The following is a 16,965-nucleotide window of genomic DNA, read 5'->3' as shown; positions in this document are numbered from 1 at the left end:
CCTGCTTCATTGCTGCGCCTCCAGTAGGGCAACCCAGTCCTGCCGCCCGTAACGGACACCGCAGGGCGGTTGCTCCGGCGTCCCGACGCATCGCACGTCGGTTTCTGCTCCACGGCCGACGGCGAGACCGCCCCCGCATTCGCCGCACACGGTGTCGGCCAGCATCTCGTCGGGCTGGTCATGTGCGAGTGCCAGCCGGCATCGGCGGACCCATCCCCGGAGCCGGTTCCTGATGTCGTAGGCGAGTAGTTCATCTCTGTCGTACGCCGAGGTTGACAGTCGACGTATGTTGCCGAGGTTGCCCGCGACAGAAACGAGCGCAACGTCCGGCCCGTAGCCGGCGCGCTCCGCACATTCCTGCCCGAAGCTCATGATCTCGACGGATATCTCGTCCAGGAGGTGGAAGCCCTTCATGTTGCCCGGCGGCCGGCTGCCCGGCTTGTTGGGCGCACCGCGTTCCGCGCCGTCTCTCGGCCCGGGGTCCCCTTGCTGCTGGAAGAGCTTGAGTTGGTCGAGTAGGCCGGCGTGCGTGATGGTTTGGGCGCGGGCCTCGGTGGCTGCCACGCACTTGCAGTTGATGTGAGCGCAGTCGGTGGGTACGGCGACCCGGTAGTGGATTCGTTCGGTCCACCCGCGTATGAGCTGGTCAACGAGTCCGTCGATCTCCTCCTGGAGCCGTTCGATCTCGCGCACCTGGTTCAAGAAGCACTCTCCAAGATTCATATGCTGCCCACCGCCCGGTGCTGGCAGTCGCAGCCTTTACATGTGCCGTGGCCCCGATAACGAGGCAGCTCTTTCGATCCTTGGCATGAAAGCCAACTTCCGGGAGCCTGGTGGTGTCTTCGCAGCGTCCCGTTGCGGTAGAGGCTGAGGACCCGGCCGCATTCCTCGCATTCGCCGGTACCGTCGCCGCCGTCCGCTTCCCAAGCGCAGTCACGGCAGATCAAACTTCCCCTCCTCGCATTGCATGGAAGCCATGGTGATTCGCTGCGCGCATTCGTAGCTCCAGGGGAGTGGAAGCGTCAGCGAGATCCAGTGGGCTTTTCCGGATTCGTCTACGTGGGTTACCGCCCGGAGCTGAACGCCGAGGGGCGTGGCGAACACTTTGATCGTCGCGTTGATGTGTTCTGCGCTCACAGGCACCTTTCGTGTACGGCCCATATCCATTGGCGGTAGTGCACGCCCGTGAAGGTCTGCCCGGAGCTGATTACTTCGCCGCATGCGTCGCATACGGGGTCAGAACGGGGGCGGGTCGCAGTCCCGGCAGCTTTTGGGGAACTTGTCTCCGAAGAGCGTGCCTTCGCCGCGGAAGTCGACGTTGCGTCGTGGGCATCGGAGCGGTGGTTGCCACCCCTGCTGACGCCAGGCGTCGCAGGGGCTTTGCGAGGGCCCGCGGGCATCACCTCGACTGCCTGGCTGTGGGCGCCGGTGCAGGCGTGTTCGACAAGCACTCGCCGGCGGCCACTGTCGGCCGCCTGAGAGCCGTCTGGCGCCCAGGACGGCCCCGTGGACCCGGGTGTGCGTGTGAGGAGCTTCTGGGGGCGTCCAGCGGCCTCCAGGAGGTCGAAGACGCGCCGGCCGGCGAGGAGGGCGTTGACGTACTGCTGCCGGGTGCAGGGGGCGGGGTCGGCCAGGGTGCGTAGTCCGGCGCTCTGGGCTTGGAAGACGTACGCCTGGCATCGGTTGCACTGTCCGAGCACCAGCTTGGTGTCGATCATGCGTTGTGGGCCTGCTCCAGTTCCAGGCCCTTGACCCGCTCCCACGCCTCGCGCCGGCGGGCCTGCACCTCGGCCAGGTGGTCGCGGGCTTCCTCCATGGCGCGGACGGCTACGGCCTCCTCCTCCCGGAGCTGCTGGAGGCTGGCGCGGGCTTCTTCGAGCTGCTGCTGTTCGTCCAGGTCGGTCAATTCGATCTTCCCCTTCGGTTACGCCCAGTGGTGATCCACAAGGGCGCGTGAAATGAGTTGAAATGAGGGGGTCCTATATATAGGCAGTCTTTTGACATATCTGATATATATGCAGGTCAGCCAGTTGTGTCAGTGTCGGAGAGTGCGTGACACGAGTGACACGACAGGGCCTCCGATGACTCGATTGACACAACTGTCTGACCTGCACTTATGTCACTCCTTCCACCCCTCTCACTCCCAATAAAGGAAGGCCCCCTGAGGCTGTGGAAAACTACGCTAAGTGACCGAATTTTCTGCGCTTCGCCAGACTGTCCTGGACGGCGTCTCGTTGGTCCGGGTGGCCACCACCCCGAGCTTCTTCCTCGCCCGAGCGATCATGGAGGGTGAGAACTTGCGGCCGGCGGCATCTTTCACGTCGTGCGAGTACGCCTCGCCGCCGCTGTCCCGCATGAACTTCCGCAGCCACTCCACGCACTCGTCCACGCCGTGGTTGCCGGCGACCTGGTCGGCCAGGATGTCCGAGGCGGACTCGCTGATCTCGTCAAGCCAGCGGATCTTCGGCATGGGGGTGTGGTCGTTGGTGCCGTCGGTGCAGCGCACCATGACGGTGTCCAGCGTGAAGCGGAGCGACGGCAGCAGGTTCTTCTGTCCGACGTTCAGCTTCTCGCAGGACAGGATGCGGGCGTTGTCTTCTTCGGGGTCCATGACGAGGCCGTGGACGGAGCGGGCGACGTTGCCCTGCTCCGAGCTGCCCATGATCGCTTCCATGACGTCGGAGGCCCCGGCCTTGCGGGTGTGGGCGAGGCCGATGATGGCGCAGCACGTCTCCTCGGCCAGGTTGTTCACCGTCTGGTAGGTGTCCCGCATGTCCCCCTGGTCGTTTTTCCGGCCGGTGACGTTGGCCGACAGCGGGTCGATGAAGATCGCCACCAGTCCTTGCTGGTAGATGAAGTCCTTCAGCAGGTCGATGTCCCGGGGGAACTTCAGGGCGTCGGTGCCCAGTGGGGAGGCGACGCTGAGGAAGTGCACGAGGTCCAGGTTGGCGCCGGCGGCCACCATGCGGGGGACGACGGTCTGCGACAGGGAGTCCTCGTTGACGACGTAGCCGACGGCGCGCGGCACGCCATCGAACTCGCCGCGCATGTCCCCGGTCGTGATCCACGCGACCATCTGGGCGAGGAGGGTCGACTTGGAGACGTCGCCCTTGCCTGCGATGAGCGCGAGTCCGCCGAGGGCGATGCGGTCGCGCCAGAGCCAGCGGGTGCGCTGGATGGTGACCTGGCTGGCCCGCACCGAGCGCACCTGCCGGAGAGCTTCGGCTTCCTTCTCGGCTTCCTGCCGCCCTTTCTCTCGAGCGAGGTGTTTGGCCTTCTCGACCTTCGCTTGCGCGGCGAGCTGCTGCTGCTCGGCGTCTCGTTCGATGGCCTCGGCCGCGGTTTCGGCCCCGGGGTACGGCAGCCCACTTTCGGCGGTCCACCCGGGCTGGCTGAACTGCACGCTTACCTCTCAATGCCCGTGAGCCTGTCCGTAGAGTCGTAGGTGATGTGCGCCCCCCTTGCTCGCAGGTACGCCTGAACTTCCGCTCGGGTGCGGGGCTCCCACATGTCGGCCGGCCCGAGCATGATCACTTCAGGTCCGTGGGCGACCCCTCGGAGCTGCTTCACGTCGGTCGCCAGATGCACCTGCCACGCGGACAGGCGCCCCGGTTCGCGCTCCCGGACGAGGTCGACGTACTGGTGGAGGTTGCGCCAGCTCCAGCCGACGACGTAGATCGACGGCAGTCGTTCTGGCTCCTCCTCCAGTGCACCAAGCGCCCAAGGGGCTACCCGGACGATCGCGCAGCCGATACCGATTCCTCCGGCGACGACCGCCACCCCGAGCCAACCCGTGTCGAAGTAGACCGCCGCGCTGACGGCTCCGGCGAAGGCCAGCCCGAGCACGACCAGGACCGCGAACGCGGCCACCCGCTTCACCGCGCCCTCCTGATGAGCCGGGCGATGTCTCCGGGCGTCACGTCATGCGGCAGCCGCCCGTCGTTGAAGAGGTGGATGCCGCAGACGCGGTAGATGTCGTCCGCCGCCTGGGAGCAGATCATCCGGCTGGAGCGCGACACCCTGCGCCGAAGCCAGCGGGTGGTGAGCGGCAGGCACAGCCGGTAGGCGGCCATGTAGAAGTAGGTGGTCCAGTTGTAGGGGGTGCCGACGCGCCGCCGGGCCTCCGCGGTGATCTCTGCCGTCTTCTCCGGGGTGAGCTCCCACCGGAGCACCGCGACCTCGCGGCCGGCGTAGCGGGACCACGGGCTGATGACCGCGCCGCCGGGCTGCGCCTCGAAGACCCGGCCGTCCCCGAGGGCGACCCCGACGTGTGTCCAGCGGCTCGGGTCGCCGTTGATGGCCTGGAGCAGCCAGACGAGGCGGCCGGTGACGCCTTCGATGCGGGCGAGGAAGATCAGTCCGGCAGCTGGTTCGGGCGACGTCATACGGTCACCCGCCGATCTTGTACGTCATGTGGTTGACGTACGAACGTGACCCAGTCCGGACGGAGGAAGTGCAGACCGTCCGGCTCGTAGGTCGGCCACCCGTCCGCAGCGTCCAGCCAGCGGTCGGTGCACTTCTTGCACAGCGTCCAGAAGTTGCCCCGCAGCTCCAGCGCTGCGAAGGCGTACCCGCAGGAAGTGAACATGAATGCGCACGGCGTCCGAGGACCGAAGGCCATCACCATGCGTTGATCACCAGCCGGTACCGCTGGCCGGGGACGAGGGCCCACAGCAGCAGGGTGTCGTCGCCGGCCGACGAGCCGGGGTGGACGCGCGGGCCCACGGTGTCGTCGGCTTCGATCTCGTTGAGGTACCAGGAGTAGTGGCCGCCGACGGTGTGGGTTACGCAGCGCCGGCCCGCGGTGTCGGCGGTGAAGTCGTCGGTGAGCCGCATGCCGTTGCCGGCGAGCGTGTTGTGAAGGTCGGGGGTCACAGTTCGGCCGCCTTCTTGAAGGCGAGGAGTACGTCTTCGGCGGTGGTGCGGGGGTCGTCGTTCCAGGCCGGTATCCGTTCGCGGGCGAAGCCGCCGAGACCGGCGGCCTTGGCCAGCCGCACCTGGGCGGACAGCATCGGCACCCAGTCGGAGTCGTAGTGGGTGAACGCGGAGACGTCGGTGCTGGCCATGTTGAGCGCCCCGAGGGCGCAGACCGCTGCCCGGCCTCCGAGGTTGGCGGCGTAGGCCCCCTGGTGCCAGCCGTTGGTCTCCAGGATGTTGCGGGCCTTGATCAGCAGTTGGCGTGCGCGGTCGGTCGTTTCCTTGTTCATGGTGTTCACCTGCTGCTGTTGGTGGTGAGGCGTACGGCGGTGGCCCGCTTGAGGGCGAGGATGACGTCTTCGGCGGTACGCGCGGGGTTGTCGTTCCAGCCAGCGAGCATCCCGTTCTCCACGGGGCTGCCGAAGATCACCTTGTTGAGGGCGTGAACCGCTTCCCAGGTGGCGGTGAAGTCGCCGCCGTTGGTGGCGGACAGCGCGCCGAGGACGCAGGCCGGCGGGTGGTCGTCGGGGCCGAGGCCCTTCCGTTCGGCTTCGGTGGCCCGGTAGGTGTAGTAGTCGCCCTGGTGCCAGCCGTAGCGGGATATGTACTCGATGGCGCCGGTCAGGTTGTCCTGGTACTTCATCCGTCCAACTCCTTCTCCAGGGTGCGGATTCGGTTGTGGTCGGGCAGTTCGATGCGGGGGTGCACGAAGGCGACGGCGACGCTTGTGAGGTAGCGCAGCGGCCGGCCGAGCAGCGCCAGCGGCCACAGGGCTGCAATCCACAGCGGGGCCGCGCAGTTGCACTGGCGGGAGTAGCGCTCGAAGCCCTGCTCTCCGAAAATCGACCTGGACTCCTGGAGGAAGGTGCAGAAGCTTCCGTGAAGCAGCCCGTCCTTGACGCCTCGGAGCCGCGCGGTCTCGGTCTTCACCCAGCGGTGCCGCAGAAACAGAAGAGCCCCGGCGATGTAGGCCAGGGCTCCGAGCATGACGGCGGCTGTGATCATGGGTTGACCCGCTTCGGCTCGGCGCTGCGGCACGGCGGACACAGCGGCACCAGCCGGGGCGCGACCTTCCGGCACCGGTTGGTGTGAGGCTGCTGGCCGCAGGTGCAGCGGGCGTAATCCCCGTTGTGTCCGTCGTGCCAGCCGGCGTCAGCCAGCGCCTTGTCGGCCGTCGCCCAGGTGCGGAACACCCGGGCGTCGAAGGCGGAGCCGACCGGCAGCCCGAGACTGTCCATGTAGTCGCCGCACATCGAGCAGCGGGCGACGTAGCTCTCTTCGATGCTCATGAGTCCCGCCTCCGGCACAGCTCGCAGGTTTTGACGTGCTCCGCCCAGCGGTCTCGGACGGCGGCCCGCTTCAGGTCTTCCGGGGTGGTGCCCTCCTCCTCCTTGTAGGGCGGGAGCTGCCCGCCGCTGGGGCCCCGGTGGTCGGGTAGCAGGCACAGGATGAGGACGATGGTGAAGAGCAGGCCCCAGATCAGGGCCAGGTCGGGTGTCCCGTTCACCAGGCTGAAGATCGCCATGCCGAGAGCGAAGGCGACGATGGACCAGCGGATCATGCCGCCATCCCCTTTCTGATCTTGTAGACGGTGTTGACCGCGCAGTTCGCCAGCAGCGCTATCTCCTGCGGAGACTGCTGGCCCTCGGCCAGGAGCTTGCGCACCATCCGGCCCACGTCGGCCCGAGCCTGCGCCGCCATCGCCCCGGCCTGCCCGGAGATCGCGTCGCGCTCGGCCTGGGTCCGCTTCAGCCCGTGGCCGTCGAAGATCCTGCGGACGCTGGACTCCGAGATGCCCAGCGCCTTCGCCGCGCGCTTCAGCCCGTAGCCCTGATGCCACAGGCTCACGGCCTCCAGCTCCGTATCGATCGAGATCTTGGCCAACGGCTGGCGCTTGGTCTGCGTCTCGCCGGCCGCGTACGCCGCCTGGCGGCACTCCGTCGAGCAGTACATCCGAGGCCGGCCGGCCCGCGGTGCCTCCTGGAACCGGAAGCCGCACCGGACGCACCGGCCGAACACGCGGGCCTTCGTGCTGCGGCTCCACGTCACCCGCTGGTTCGGGGTCATCCCGCCGGCGAACGGCCACGGGTCGTCCTGGAAGGTGGCACGGCACTCCAGCAGCAGCGGGCAGTCCTCGCAGATGGTCTTGGCTTCGGGCCACCGGGCCCGCTCGTAGAAGATCTCAGGGTCATGGCCCCGGCAGTTCGGCTGCTTCACTACGCCTCCAGGTCTTCGATCGTCACCCCCAACGTGGAGGCCATCAGGTCCCAACTCACTTGCGAAGGAAGGGCCTTACCGCTCAGCCAGCGGTATACGCTGTCCGGGCCGGCAAGGCCCATGCGGGCCGACAGGTCGGGCGCCAGCCAGCCACGGTTGGCGAGCAGCGCGGCCAGGGCGTCCGGGGAGAACACCCGGGTCGCCGGCTCCTGGCCGGCGGCTTCACGGGCCGCCCTCGCGCACGGCTTGCACACCGGCCGGATCTTGTCCCGCTCGTGGATGTAGCGGCCCCGCGGAGTGCCGCAGGCACCCGTCCACTCCGGGATCGCTTCCGGATCATCGATCGTGTCCGAGTCCCAGCAGCTCGGCGGCGCCCAAGCCCGCTCCTTGGCGATGTTGCGGAGCCGGGCCGCGCGCTGGTTGTCGACGCCGAAGTCCGCCGGGTCCGCGTACTGAAGCTTCGTGTAACCGGCTGCGATCCGGTCGCGGCGAGTCGCGTTGATCACCGTCGCCTGGAAGAAGCGCCAGAAGTTCGGGACATGCCCGTTGAAGCCGAGCTCCACGGCCAGCACAGGCCCGGTGAAGCCGAGGGCGACGAGGGCCTGCGCCCGACGCTGCGACCCGATCGGGTCGACGTGCGCCGACTGCTCCAGCGACATCGGCTCCTCCGGCCGCGTCCGCAGGATCTTCTCCGCGACGTGCCGGTACATCGGCTCGTCGTCGGTCACATGCATCAGGCGGCGGGTGGTGCTGGGGGAGGTTCCGGACGCCCGAGCGATGTGTGCTAGCGACATGCCGCACTGGTCGTGCAGCCACCGGACATGCCGGGCAGCTTCCCCGGCCGGCATCTTCGGCGGCTGCCCGACGGAATGCTGGTAGCGGACACGCTTCTGCCGCTGCCGCCGGCGCAGCACCTCCGGGCCCGGATTCTCAATCGCTCGCATGGGCGGCTCGCTTGAAGGCGAGGATCACGTCTTCGGCGGTGCGCTCCCGCTGGTCGTTCCAGTGGGCGACGCTGTTGCCGGGGGCGCTGACTTCCCGCTCCAGGGCGAGGACGGCGTCGCGGTAAGTGTCCATCAGCGCTGGCGGCCATACGTGAATATCGTCCGCGTAGGCGGTACCGAAGGTGGCTCGGCAGAGCGCGCCCATGGCACAGACCGGTGCTGTTCGGCCGGCTGCATGGGTGGCTGCCAGCCGACCGGACAGGCGGCGGACGGTAGTGAACTCGGGCACCTTGAACAGGCTGCCCTGGTGCCAGCCGTCACGCTGGATGATCTCGGCCGCCTTCAGCAGGATGTCCTTGGGGGTCACGACTGCACCCCCTCGGCCGGCGGCAGGGCCGGGTACTCGTCGGCCGCCCGCTTCAGTTCCAGGATCACGTCCTCGGCTGTCGTCTCCGGCCGGTCGTTCCACTCGCCCACGGGGATGCCGAGACGGCGGTCGAGGTAGCCGACGGCGGACTCCGAAACGAACGACCTTTCCCCCGCCGCCACCTTGGCGAGCGCACCCATGGCGCACGCGGCAGGCGTGAGGTAGGAGGGGACGACGACCACCGGGTCAAGGCCGCCCTCGAAGTAGCCGCCCTTGTAGTGGCCGTGCTCGCTGATGTACTCGGCGGCCTGGCGGAAGTTCGCTCGGACGTCCTCGTCGGGAGTGAAGATGCTCATCGCGGGTGTTCCTTTCTCTAACTGAAGCCGCATGTCGGGCACTTGACCCGACACGGGCGTGGGGCGTCGGGGCCGGGCTGCTCACCGGGGGGATCGCCGCCGCCGATGCATGGGGTGGTGGCGCCCAGGACGGACGCGGACTCGGCGTGGATGACGACGAGGCCCTTCTCGTCCAGCGGTTCCAGCCGCCGGCACCCCGGGCAGTAGCCCCAGGGGCCGTCCATCAGCGACCCCCGGCCTGGTGGACGAGGATCGCCTTGCAGCCGACGCACAGCGGCAGCTCCGCGGCCCGCTCGTGCTCGTTCTGGGTGCCGGTGCCGTACCAGTAGCCGGGCCACGCCGTACGGCCGCACAGCGCCTTCGCGCCGGCCTCGTTCGGGGAGTCGCCCCACCGAAGCTCGTGGGCGACGGTGCCCCTCTCGGTGTAGACGCGGACGCTCACGGGTGCGGCCTCCTCGCCAAGGAGGGGTCGAACCGGGCCTGGAGGCTTCGTTCGTGGCTGCTGTAGTAGCCCGAAAGCCAGAAGGAGCAGCGCCTACCCGTGCTGCAAACGCACTCCAGGTCGTCCTTAACCGTGAAGATTGGAGACGCGTAGCCGGTGGCTCTACGCCCTCCGGCAGTTTCGTACGAGAACAGCCCCGACTCGTGAGAATCAAGGCCCTGCACGACACCGACCCCAAACTCGTCCTCTATTGGTCTCGTCTCGAAGTCAACATCCCTCTCCAGCCAGCGCACGGCGGGGCTGAGCTTCATCGCTTCGCCCCCGGCATCGCTGACGGCTTCGGAGCCGGCCGGCGGTTCTTCGGCGTCGCTTCCCGCTGGTGGTCGCGGGCGAGGGCCTGGCGGTACGCCTCGCCGTACAGGCGCTCCCGCTTCTTCGAAGGTTCAGGCATCGGGAATCCTCCTCACGATGTTCTGGAGGGGACCGTCGTAGAGCGAGCCGAGGGCGGCGACCGTGCCCGAACCGCCGTCCTCCTGCACGAAGTTCGGCGGCACCTCGACACGGTCGCCTACCGCAAGGGCCCGTTCCTCGGTCGACGTGTCCCAGTCGTAGGCGTAGGTGTAGAGCCGGTCCGTTCCGAGGAATCGCACCTGGACGGTCTGCCGGATGATCAAAGTTCGTAGCCCCGCTTCCGCAGGTGCTCCTCGTACGACGAGGCCGCGTGCTTCAGGGCTCGGCCGATGGCGAGCCGCGTGCCGAGCTCCGGCTGACGGGTGTCGCCTTTCCGCCGCCGGGCCACGCCCCGGCCCATGACGTCGAAGCCGCCGTACTCGTTCTCGACCAGGATCTCGGCCGTGCTGGACGTCCCGTCGGTCAGCACGGCTATTCGCGCCGACTGGGTGGTGTTGCCGGATAGTTCGATGTTGACGGACGGGCCGACCTTCTCGTATTCGGTCATCGGCTCTGCTCCCTTTCGATCAGGTAATCCAGGTAGTGACGGGCCTTTCGCAGGTCTTCGACCTTCGGCCCCTTGCGGCCGGCGCGCAGCACGTACTTGATGACGTTGGCCGACCACGGGTCCAGGTCGTACGCCTCCCAGATCTGCCAGGGCTGCATCGCCTTCCCCTGGTAGTGCTTCGGCGCGGTCGACGGATCGGAAGGACTGGCCCCGTTTTCCAGAGCGGTGAAGCTGTCGGCGTAAGGGCTCGGTTCCACAAAGGTGTGATGGCGATGGGCCAGCAAGATCTGGCAGCCTCGGCAGTCAGGGTCGATACCGCCGCCGTCGTGGCGAACGGTCGGCAAGTGGCTGTCTACGCGTTCGTCGTACTCGCAACCGGGGTGATCACAGGCGTACGTCACTTCCACCTCCGGGAAGTCTTCGGCCGCTCGACCGGCCGGTTGTTGGCACCCTTTTTGGAATTGCAACGGCGGTGTGCGGGGGCCAGGTTGTTCAGGTCGTACGGGTCGCCGCCCTCGGCAAGCGACAGCTTGTGCTCGACCGTCCAGGACATCGGGTCGTTGTGGTGCAGCGACATGTCGATGGGGAGGCCGCAGAGCCAGCAGACCGGTGGGAATTCACGGCGGGCGATGGCAACCGTCTGCCGCCATCGCCTCCCGTCACGCCCCGCCGGCACGCGATTCGATCCAGCCGTAGATGACCGGGTCCACGTCGCCGTCGTAGACGGTGAGCGCGATGTCCCGCGCCATGCCGTCCCGCCCCACGCACTGAACTTCGACAGTCCGGTTGAGGATCGGGCCTTCCCCGGTCGCGTTGAACTGCGCCAGGCCGTTCAGGTGAGCGGCCCGCATGTCCTCGGGGATCAGCGTCACCAGCGGCTTTCCGACCAGGGCCTCGGCCGTCCAGCCGAGGACGCGCTTCGCGTCGCCGTACACGGCCCGGATGATGCCGGAGCGCTCGGCCACGACCAGGGTGTTGCCGGCGGCCAGCTCGTCGCCCATGTCTTCCATGTCGCCTACCTAGTGAAGACGATGAGGGCCAGCGTCACCGTGGCCACCACCAGTTGGATGATGCCGACGACCGTTCTGACGATCTCGGCTTTCGTGCTTGCCCGCTCCACGGCTCAGCCCTGCGGGGGGTTGGTCTCGCCGGACTCCTCGGCCTTGGCCGCCTGGTAGGCGCCCCAGTGGCCGACGATGTTGGCGTAGATGGAAATCAGCAGGACCCACAGAATGGATTCCTTCCACCACAACATGGTGGGAATGATGAGGAGGAACCACAGCAGTGCCATGGCCACGTGCAGACGGGCAAGGTAGCGGGCTGCTTGGTCGCGCTTCACCGCAGATCAACTCCATATGAGGCAGTAACCCGCCCGGCGTCCGGGTCCACGAAAAGCAACCACTGCGAAGGCTCCGACTGCGCGGCTAGTGTCTCCGACGCGAAAGTATTCGTACTTTCCGTGGAGCCGTTGCACCACACGGAACGGTGATTCAACGGGATTCTTCCGAGCTGGTGATAGTGACCCATGAAAACGTCTTTGAAGGGTTCGGGTATTCCACCGCTGCCCCATCCGTTCACCTTCTTGCCGAGGCCGTACCAGGGGAAACCGGAGTGCCCCCGGATCTGATCGCCGTGGATCAGGAGGGCCGAGTATGCGCCGAGCTCCATCACCTGGTACCAGTTCCGTTCACCCTGCGGGTCGGTCATCTTCAGCTCGAACCGCGGCTCGTCTCGCAGGAGCATGGAAACAATGCGATATAGCATTCTATCCGCGTTATCCATGGGGCCGAATTGGCCTCGTCGTCCGATACGACCATGGTTTCCGTCAACTGCGTACACGGTGACAGTCTCAAAATGCCCGAGCAGATACCGCACAAAGTCAACCAGAAGTGCAGGGGTGGTGTTGAAGAGCTGGTCATAGAGCGTCGAATCTATGAGCCACTGCTGGCCGGGGAAGATGTCGACTCCCTCAACCATGTCACCGAGCATCGGTACGATGCAGTGTCGAACGGGGTGATGCAGTCGTTGAACTTCCGCAAGACGCACGATTCGTTGTGCGTATCGCATGACACGATCTCGACATACCCGGGAGTCGTAATCTGGGGTGAGCTTTCCAGTTTGTAGGTCAGAGAGCAGGGCAACGGCGTACTCCTCGGTTCGAAGGGCGGACTGCCCGATGTCAGGCGGGCCCGGCGGTTCCACCGGTGCCAGGCGGATACGCCCGATAGCCTCGGTCGTCGCTTCCCACACGGTGTTCAGGTAGTCGGCCTGTTTGTGTTTGACCTCGTGCAACTGCCGGGCGAGGCGGTCGCGTTCTGACGTCATGCGCGCCAGACGGTCCGCTGTATCCGCCTCATTGCCGAGCGAATCACTCATTGCTTACCCTTTGCAGGCATGGGCCACATTCAGCATGGCCGCTTGTTCCACGGGGTCGATCGACAGCCCGTATTCACTTTTCACTTCCGCTACTTGCTCCACGTAGGCGCACCGCTCAAGAGGAGCCGGCCAGGCTCCGTCCTGGTCGCCCTTCGAGCGGTTCAAGCCGGCCGTGATGGCGTTGAGGTTCGCCGGGTCTTCGCTGAACGCCTCCAGCCGCGCCACCGGCCAGGTCGACGCCCCCGAGTCCCACGCCTCCCGCAGTGCGACGTTGTGGTCGACGTCCATCCCCATCCGCGACCGGAACACCCGGCCATCCCAGCGAGACAGCCAAGAACCGTCGGCCCGCTGCTCCTGCTGGAACACCACCGGCCGCGCCTTCTCCGGGCTGTACCGGAACGCCTCCCGGTCGTAGGGCTTCGCCGCCGCCTCGGCCTTCACTGGCAGCTTCTCCACGAGCGTCACCAGCGGCGGCACGGGTACGGGGATCGGCAGCGGCAGCAGCGGGGGCCGGGTGCTGGGCTTCGGCGTCGGCCGCGGTGTCGGCCGGCGGGTGGTGGTTGACGGCTTCGGCCGCGACGGCGGCTTGACGGTCGGCGGCTTCGGTGTGGCCCGGCGGGTGGCGGCCGGTGGCTTCGGTGTGGCCCGTCGGCTGCTGGCGGTGGGTTTCGGCGCGGGTCGCTTCGACGGTGCCGTGCTCGGCTTCGGCGGCGGTGTCCGCGCGGGCCGCGAGCTGGCCGACGGGGAGGGCGTCGCCGGCGTCGTCCGGTCGTTGTCGGCCGTCGGGGTCGGTGTGGGGGCCGAGCTGCTGCTCGACGGCGGCGGCTTCGGCGGCTCCTCGTCGTCCACTGCGTCGTTGATGAAGACCGCTCCGGCCAGGAGGGTCACCGCCGCGCCGAAAGCCGTCCAGGCGGCGCCGGAGGGACCTCTCGGCCGGGCCCTACTGCCCACAGGCGCACGCTCCCCTGCGGTGGTAGCCGATGATCCCCGCGGTGATGCCGGTGACGCCCCGTGATTTCAGGGCTTGGGCGATGCCGACGGCCGACAGCTCCGGGCGGTCCAGGGCGGCCTGCACCTCGGTCCGGTCGGCTTCGCTGAGACCGGCGAGGAGGACGCCGACCCCGCAGCCCCGCTTGTAGTGGGGGTTGGTGTGGTACTCGGCATCGTTGGCGAAACCTTCGAACTTGCGGCTCACTGCTCGGTCTCCATCTCGAAGGCGGTGCCGGCACCGCTGATCACCGATCCGACGAACGCCCGGGAGCCCTTCACCGTCATCTCGCCGGCCGGCTCCCGCAGGCCCTCGGCGGTCCGGCGCACCGCGTCGCCCAGGTTGGTGATCTCGATCTCGGTCGTCTTGTAGAAGACGACCTCAGCGACGTATTCCATTTCACAGTCCTCCGCAGAAGGGGCATTCGTAGACCAGGCAGAAGTCGAGATCGTGCACAACGCGAAAAGCCACGCACGCGTACATCAGTCGCTCTTCCGTGTTCAGCCGACGCTCACGACGAATCGAGAACCTGATCCGTGCCGCGAGAAACGTTTCCTCATCCCCCGGGAGAGGCAGATCAACGATGGTCCGGGCCGTCACCAGGCGACTCTTCATCTCGGCCCTCCGGGTGTCGGTGACACATGGAATCGGCCCGGAGCCCACAACAGCAGGCCGGGCCGTAAGCGACTAGTTCGGCCCACTTCCCTGGGGCCCAGTCTTCGAGTGACTTCCGTATGCGGTCCGCTATCTCCTGGTCTAGCTGGGTGGGTTGAACCTTCTTAGGTTTCCCCATGATTCACTTGCTCGTCAGCCATGTCACCAGCTCCACTATCACCCACACGACGAAACCCGCCCAGGCGACAGTGAGAGCTGCCGACAAGGCGATGATTACGTTGAACGATTTGTCGCTTCTCATACTCCTCCTCGTTGCTCCTTGAGTTTCCTGCGCACGAGCGCCTGGACGTGCAGCCCGAATGTCCCCATCTCGTCGGTGAGGCTGATTTCCTCCCACGACGCCCAATGGGCCGGGTCTTCGATTTCGATCGTGATGAGGTCGCCGGTGTACTCGGTTTTGATGATCACGTGCTCTTCCTCTGCTGGAGGCGGAAGCCGGACCGGATGGTCTGCTCTGCCTGCCGCTCCCCGCCGTCCAGGCCGCAGTCGAGCGCCGGCGGCACCAGCAGCTCGATGGCCTCCTCCTCGGTGGCCCCGTCCTCACACATCGAACGGGCCGCCCACAGCAGGACGTTGTTGCGGTTGCCCTCCTGGGCGTAGGCGACGGCTTCGACCAGGCCGCTGAAGCTCCCGGCGTTCTTCGGCTGCTGGAACGGCGAACGGGGCTTAGCCGGCCGCGGTTTCTCCCGCACCAGCTCGACCAGCCACGGCGGGGCGTCGGCCACCGGGAGGTTGTTCTCCGCTACGTACGGGCCCTTGGCGGTGGAGCTGCCGGCTCCGAGGACGTAGCCGCCTTTCGCGCCGCCGTTGCAGCGAACGTCCAGTAGGCCAGGGACAGGCGAAGCTTGAGACGCTTCCACGCCTTCGGGCCACCGGAAGTACAGGTGCAGGCCCATGGATGCCGTGCATATTCGGTACGTCCGTTCCAGCCGCTCGTACGTATCTCCATAACGCACGCACATCTCTCGCAGAACGTCAGCGCCGTCAACGAGGGGGCCGAACTTGTCATGCATGAACTCCCACGGTGTGCCCTGGAGTTGGTTGTGCCGCTTAGGCAGATCGCAGTCCACGACCAGGAGGCCGGACGGTTTCGCGGCGACGCCGATGTTCGCGTTCGGAGACTCCGCCCACCACGAACAGATCTGGCGCAGATCCCGAGTCGCGGCCTCGGACCACTTGATGGTCCACGGTGCGTCTTCCTTCGGGCGGTTCGGGTAGAGCCGGTGCGGCGTCTTCTCGCCAGGCTCCACCGGGAAGATTGTGAATCCCTGCTGCACTGCCCGAAGCGCATCGGGCAGCAGACTCACGAGGACTCGCCCGCGCCCATGAGGAAGAGAGCCACCGCAAGGACGTCGGACGGGTCCACGTCGTAGTCGTCAGCCCACGTTGCTGCCTTAAGTGTCGCGTCGGCCGACTTCCAAGCGTCCAACCGTGTCGCCATCGCATGCGCTATATCGCACTCGTCACACGCCATTCAGGAGCCTCCAAGTTGGTGAAGAGGGGGTGGGGGTGGTGCCCGGCTGCGAGGTAACAGGCACCACCCCCGTGGCCCCCAGGCGCTCAGTCCGTGCAAACGCCTGAGGTCGGCTTGTGCTACTCCACGGACGTGGTGGTGTCCGTCGTCGGCGCCTCGTTACTCATGGCGTCCTGGAGCGCCTGGTAGGCGTCGCGTTCCTGCTGCTCCGCGGTGGCCAGCTCGGTCTGGACGTCCTGCACCTTGGCGGCCCGGGACCGGGCGCGGTCGGCGCGGGCCTTGGCCTTCTCCCAGGTGCGGATGTGCTCGGTCAGCGGCGACGGCTTCCGGCCGCCGCGCCGGCGACCTTCACCGTTGTCGTCCTGCTCGACGCTGTCGACGTCGACCGCCGGGGACTCGGGGGTTTCGGACACAGGGCTCTCCTTGCGGGTGGCGGCCTTCTTCGCGGCCGGCTTGCGGGTTTCTGCCATGGGGTGGTGCTCTCCTTACTGGGGGAGGCTCGCGGCGATCATGCGAGCGGTGCTCTCGTCCTGGACCTGGGCCGGGTCGACTCCGCGCGAGCGCAGGAAGTCAGCCAGTCCGGCCGGCCAGGACTCCATCCCGTTACTCGGGGCGGAGGGAGCAGGCGGCGGGGCAGCCTGGGCCGGGGATGCAGCCGGGGGTGCACCCCAGCTCTGCTGCTGGGGCGGCGGCGGGGAAGCCGCACCAGTCGGGGTCGCCGCAGCAGTCGGGGAAGCCGCAGCCCCCCAGCTCTGCTGCTGCGGTGGAGGGGACGTGTTCATGCCGACCCAGGGGTCTTCCTGCGGCGGGGACTGCCGAGGCGGCCCCTGCTGCGACGAGGACGGCTGGGACGGCGAGTTGCGGGGGTTCTGGACGAGGTACTGCTGCGCGATCTGCTCGTCCTGCGGGGTGTACGGGTCCAGGCTCCAGCCGACGCCGTTGGCGAACTGCCGCTTCACCAGCCGGCCGAGGACCATGCCGCCGATGTCGCCGCGGGTGTTGGCCACCAGCCCCTTGCTGAACAGGAAGGCGTTCTTGAACAGCAGCGGCTTGCCGGTCTCGGGGTTGGTGCGGTCGATGAGCGCTATGTCGCACTCCACGACGTCCGTCGGCTCGAACTTGCCGGTGTCGAAGTTGGGCTTCAGCGAGATCGGCCACACCAGCATCAGCGCGCCCATCCAGGCGTCGCCGTTGGTTTTGAGGTCGAACGTATCTCCGCCCGTGCCGGGCTGAGAAAAGCTCATTCAGTCA

The 16,965-nt window shown here is 67.2% G+C and carries 35 protein-coding genes; 1 reads left to right on the top strand and 34 read right to left on the bottom strand.

Annotation, left to right across the window (positions count from 1 at the left end):
- Positions 1 to 6 precede the first annotated feature (6 nt).
- The 28 genes from C6N75_RS09855 to C6N75_RS09725 all read right to left on the bottom strand — a co-directional run bounded on the left by C6N75_RS09855 (position 7) and on the right by C6N75_RS09725 (position 13,054).
- Positions 7 to 693, bottom strand: a complete 687-nt coding sequence (locus tag C6N75_RS09855; protein ID WP_146132522.1) for a hypothetical protein — start codon at positions 691 to 693, stop codon at positions 7 to 9.
- A gap of 240 nt (positions 694 to 933) precedes the next feature.
- Positions 934 to 1,137, bottom strand: coding sequence for a hypothetical protein (locus tag C6N75_RS09850; RefSeq protein WP_105868492.1), 204 nt, complete (start codon positions 1,135 to 1,137; stop codon positions 934 to 936).
- 577 nt (positions 1,138 to 1,714) lie between these two features.
- On the bottom strand, positions 1,715 to 1,906 hold the full coding sequence (locus C6N75_RS09845) for a hypothetical protein (protein WP_105868491.1): 192 nt from the start codon (positions 1,904 to 1,906) through the stop codon (positions 1,715 to 1,717).
- A gap of 276 nt (positions 1,907 to 2,182) precedes the next feature.
- On the bottom strand, positions 2,183 to 3,403 hold the full coding sequence (locus C6N75_RS09840) for an AAA family ATPase (protein ID WP_105868490.1): 1,221 nt from the start codon (positions 3,401 to 3,403) through the stop codon (positions 2,183 to 2,185).
- A gap of 2 nt (positions 3,404 to 3,405) precedes the next feature.
- Complete coding sequence (locus tag C6N75_RS09835; protein WP_105868489.1) at positions 3,406 to 3,879, bottom strand: hypothetical protein; 474 nt, start codon at positions 3,877 to 3,879, stop codon at positions 3,406 to 3,408.
- Positions 3,876 to 4,385: a C40 family peptidase gene (locus C6N75_RS09830; protein WP_105868488.1), complete on the bottom strand. Its 510-nt coding sequence runs from the start codon at positions 4,383 to 4,385 to the stop codon at positions 3,876 to 3,878. Before C6N75_RS09830 ends, C6N75_RS09835 begins: the two co-directional genes overlap by 4 nt.
- Positions 4,382 to 4,588 carry a hypothetical protein gene (locus C6N75_RS09825; protein ID WP_146132521.1) on the bottom strand — a complete coding sequence of 69 codons (207 nt, stop codon included), beginning with the start codon at positions 4,586 to 4,588 and terminating at the stop codon, positions 4,382 to 4,384. Before C6N75_RS09825 ends, C6N75_RS09830 begins: the two co-directional genes overlap by 4 nt.
- Positions 4,589 to 4,620: 32 nt before the next feature.
- On the bottom strand, positions 4,621 to 4,875 hold the full coding sequence (locus C6N75_RS09820; protein WP_105868486.1) for a hypothetical protein: 255 nt from the start codon (positions 4,873 to 4,875) through the stop codon (positions 4,621 to 4,623).
- On the bottom strand, positions 4,872 to 5,207 hold the full coding sequence (locus C6N75_RS09815; protein WP_105868485.1) for a DUF6197 family protein: 336 nt from the start codon (positions 5,205 to 5,207) through the stop codon (positions 4,872 to 4,874). Before C6N75_RS09815 ends, C6N75_RS09820 begins: the two co-directional genes overlap by 4 nt.
- A 5-nt stretch (positions 5,208 to 5,212) precedes the next feature.
- Complete coding sequence (locus C6N75_RS09810; RefSeq protein WP_105868484.1) at positions 5,213 to 5,560, bottom strand: DUF6197 family protein; 348 nt, start codon at positions 5,558 to 5,560, stop codon at positions 5,213 to 5,215.
- Positions 5,557 to 5,922 carry a hypothetical protein gene (locus C6N75_RS09805; protein WP_105868483.1) on the bottom strand — a complete coding sequence of 122 codons (366 nt, stop codon included), beginning with the start codon at positions 5,920 to 5,922 and terminating at the stop codon, positions 5,557 to 5,559. The genes C6N75_RS09810 and C6N75_RS09805 overlap by 4 nt, the downstream gene beginning before the upstream one ends.
- Positions 5,919 to 6,206 carry a hypothetical protein gene (locus C6N75_RS09800; RefSeq protein WP_105868482.1) on the bottom strand — a complete coding sequence of 96 codons (288 nt, stop codon included), beginning with the start codon at positions 6,204 to 6,206 and terminating at the stop codon, positions 5,919 to 5,921. Before C6N75_RS09800 ends, C6N75_RS09805 begins: the two co-directional genes overlap by 4 nt.
- The gene (locus tag C6N75_RS09795; RefSeq protein ID WP_105868481.1) at positions 6,203 to 6,478 is read right to left on the bottom strand and encodes a hypothetical protein; all 276 of its coding nucleotides are present in this window, start codon (positions 6,476 to 6,478) and stop codon (positions 6,203 to 6,205) included. Before C6N75_RS09795 ends, C6N75_RS09800 begins: the two co-directional genes overlap by 4 nt.
- Positions 6,475 to 7,134, bottom strand: a complete 660-nt coding sequence (locus C6N75_RS09790; protein ID WP_181160417.1) for a WhiB family transcriptional regulator — start codon at positions 7,132 to 7,134, stop codon at positions 6,475 to 6,477. The genes C6N75_RS09795 and C6N75_RS09790 overlap by 4 nt, the downstream gene beginning before the upstream one ends.
- Positions 7,134 to 7,862 (bottom strand): helix-turn-helix domain-containing protein, encoded by a 729-nt coding sequence (locus tag C6N75_RS09785; RefSeq protein WP_146132520.1) that lies wholly within the window; start codon positions 7,860 to 7,862, stop codon positions 7,134 to 7,136. The genes C6N75_RS09790 and C6N75_RS09785 overlap by 1 nt, the downstream gene beginning before the upstream one ends.
- A gap of 202 nt (positions 7,863 to 8,064) precedes the next feature.
- On the bottom strand, positions 8,065 to 8,445 hold the full coding sequence (locus tag C6N75_RS09780) for a DUF6197 family protein (RefSeq protein ID WP_105868478.1): 381 nt from the start codon (positions 8,443 to 8,445) through the stop codon (positions 8,065 to 8,067).
- The gene (locus C6N75_RS09775; RefSeq protein ID WP_105868477.1) at positions 8,442 to 8,801 is read right to left on the bottom strand and encodes a DUF6197 family protein; all 360 of its coding nucleotides are present in this window, start codon (positions 8,799 to 8,801) and stop codon (positions 8,442 to 8,444) included. The genes C6N75_RS09780 and C6N75_RS09775 overlap by 4 nt, the downstream gene beginning before the upstream one ends.
- Positions 8,802 to 9,024: 223 nt before the next feature.
- The gene (locus C6N75_RS09770; RefSeq protein WP_105868476.1) at positions 9,025 to 9,243 is read right to left on the bottom strand and encodes a hypothetical protein; all 219 of its coding nucleotides are present in this window, start codon (positions 9,241 to 9,243) and stop codon (positions 9,025 to 9,027) included.
- Positions 9,240 to 9,554 (bottom strand): hypothetical protein, encoded by a 315-nt coding sequence (locus tag C6N75_RS09765; protein ID WP_105868475.1) that lies wholly within the window; start codon positions 9,552 to 9,554, stop codon positions 9,240 to 9,242. The genes C6N75_RS09770 and C6N75_RS09765 overlap by 4 nt, the downstream gene beginning before the upstream one ends.
- Positions 9,551 to 9,694 carry a hypothetical protein gene (locus C6N75_RS30580; RefSeq protein WP_181160416.1) on the bottom strand — a complete coding sequence of 48 codons (144 nt, stop codon included), beginning with the start codon at positions 9,692 to 9,694 and terminating at the stop codon, positions 9,551 to 9,553. Before C6N75_RS30580 ends, C6N75_RS09765 begins: the two co-directional genes overlap by 4 nt.
- Entirely contained in the window at positions 9,687 to 9,893 is a 207-nt protein-coding gene (locus C6N75_RS09760; RefSeq protein WP_146132519.1) for a hypothetical protein, read from the bottom strand. Before C6N75_RS09760 ends, C6N75_RS30580 begins: the two co-directional genes overlap by 8 nt.
- 20 nt (positions 9,894 to 9,913) lie before the next feature.
- A complete protein-coding gene (locus C6N75_RS09755; protein ID WP_105868473.1) occupies positions 9,914 to 10,201 on the bottom strand; it encodes a dsRBD fold-containing protein in 288 nt (95 codons plus the stop codon).
- Positions 10,198 to 10,608 (bottom strand): DUF3310 domain-containing protein, encoded by a 411-nt coding sequence (locus C6N75_RS31060; protein WP_219852865.1) that lies wholly within the window; start codon positions 10,606 to 10,608, stop codon positions 10,198 to 10,200. The genes C6N75_RS09755 and C6N75_RS31060 overlap by 4 nt, the downstream gene beginning before the upstream one ends.
- Positions 10,599 to 10,877 (bottom strand): HNH endonuclease, encoded by a 279-nt coding sequence (locus C6N75_RS31475; RefSeq protein ID WP_258177313.1) that lies wholly within the window; start codon positions 10,875 to 10,877, stop codon positions 10,599 to 10,601. Before C6N75_RS31475 ends, C6N75_RS31060 begins: the two co-directional genes overlap by 10 nt.
- Complete coding sequence (locus C6N75_RS09740; protein WP_105868471.1) at positions 10,861 to 11,211, bottom strand: PAS domain S-box protein; 351 nt, start codon at positions 11,209 to 11,211, stop codon at positions 10,861 to 10,863. The genes C6N75_RS31475 and C6N75_RS09740 overlap by 17 nt, the downstream gene beginning before the upstream one ends.
- A gap of 113 nt (positions 11,212 to 11,324) precedes the next feature.
- Entirely contained in the window at positions 11,325 to 11,540 is a 216-nt protein-coding gene (locus C6N75_RS09735) for a hypothetical protein (RefSeq protein WP_105868470.1), read from the bottom strand.
- A complete protein-coding gene (locus C6N75_RS30130; RefSeq protein ID WP_146132518.1) occupies positions 11,537 to 12,577 on the bottom strand; it encodes a hypothetical protein in 1,041 nt (346 codons plus the stop codon). The genes C6N75_RS09735 and C6N75_RS30130 overlap by 4 nt, the downstream gene beginning before the upstream one ends.
- Positions 12,578 to 12,580: 3 nt before the next feature.
- Complete coding sequence (locus C6N75_RS09725; protein ID WP_105868468.1) at positions 12,581 to 13,054, bottom strand: HNH endonuclease family protein; 474 nt, start codon at positions 13,052 to 13,054, stop codon at positions 12,581 to 12,583.
- A 37-nt stretch (positions 13,055 to 13,091) separates the two neighbouring features.
- Here C6N75_RS09725 and C6N75_RS09720 point away from each other — a divergent pair, with 37 nt between their 5' ends.
- Positions 13,092 to 13,592, top strand: a complete 501-nt coding sequence (locus C6N75_RS09720) for a hypothetical protein (protein WP_105868467.1) — start codon at positions 13,092 to 13,094, stop codon at positions 13,590 to 13,592.
- Here the strand turns inward: C6N75_RS09720 and C6N75_RS30125 are convergent.
- The 6 genes from C6N75_RS30125 to C6N75_RS09695 all read right to left on the bottom strand — a co-directional run bounded on the left by C6N75_RS30125 (position 13,518) and on the right by C6N75_RS09695 (position 16,958).
- The gene (locus tag C6N75_RS30125) at positions 13,518 to 13,772 is read right to left on the bottom strand and encodes a hypothetical protein (protein WP_146132517.1); all 255 of its coding nucleotides are present in this window, start codon (positions 13,770 to 13,772) and stop codon (positions 13,518 to 13,520) included. The genes C6N75_RS09720 and C6N75_RS30125 overlap by 75 nt on opposite strands.
- On the bottom strand, positions 13,769 to 13,963 hold the full coding sequence (locus C6N75_RS09715; RefSeq protein WP_105868466.1) for a hypothetical protein: 195 nt from the start codon (positions 13,961 to 13,963) through the stop codon (positions 13,769 to 13,771). The genes C6N75_RS30125 and C6N75_RS09715 overlap by 4 nt, the downstream gene beginning before the upstream one ends.
- A 514-nt stretch (positions 13,964 to 14,477) precedes the next feature.
- On the bottom strand, positions 14,478 to 14,648 hold the full coding sequence (locus tag C6N75_RS30575; protein WP_181160415.1) for a hypothetical protein: 171 nt from the start codon (positions 14,646 to 14,648) through the stop codon (positions 14,478 to 14,480).
- A complete protein-coding gene (locus tag C6N75_RS09705) occupies positions 14,645 to 15,547 on the bottom strand; it encodes a bifunctional DNA primase/polymerase (protein ID WP_105868464.1) in 903 nt (300 codons plus the stop codon). The genes C6N75_RS30575 and C6N75_RS09705 overlap by 4 nt, the downstream gene beginning before the upstream one ends.
- 286 nt (positions 15,548 to 15,833) lie before the next feature.
- On the bottom strand, positions 15,834 to 16,184 hold the full coding sequence (locus C6N75_RS09700) for a hypothetical protein (RefSeq protein WP_105868463.1): 351 nt from the start codon (positions 16,182 to 16,184) through the stop codon (positions 15,834 to 15,836).
- Between the two features lie 15 nt (positions 16,185 to 16,199).
- Positions 16,200 to 16,958 carry a hypothetical protein gene (locus C6N75_RS09695; RefSeq protein WP_105868462.1) on the bottom strand — a complete coding sequence of 253 codons (759 nt, stop codon included), beginning with the start codon at positions 16,956 to 16,958 and terminating at the stop codon, positions 16,200 to 16,202.
- Between the last annotated feature and the right edge of the window lie 7 nt (positions 16,959 to 16,965).

The organism is Streptomyces solincola (assembly GCF_002982015.1).
Taxonomy (GTDB): domain Bacteria; phylum Actinomycetota; class Actinomycetes; order Streptomycetales; family Streptomycetaceae; genus Streptomyces; species Streptomyces solincola.
The sequence above is the reverse complement of the archived record's forward strand: the minus strand, read 5'-3'. Positions and strand labels throughout refer to the sequence as shown.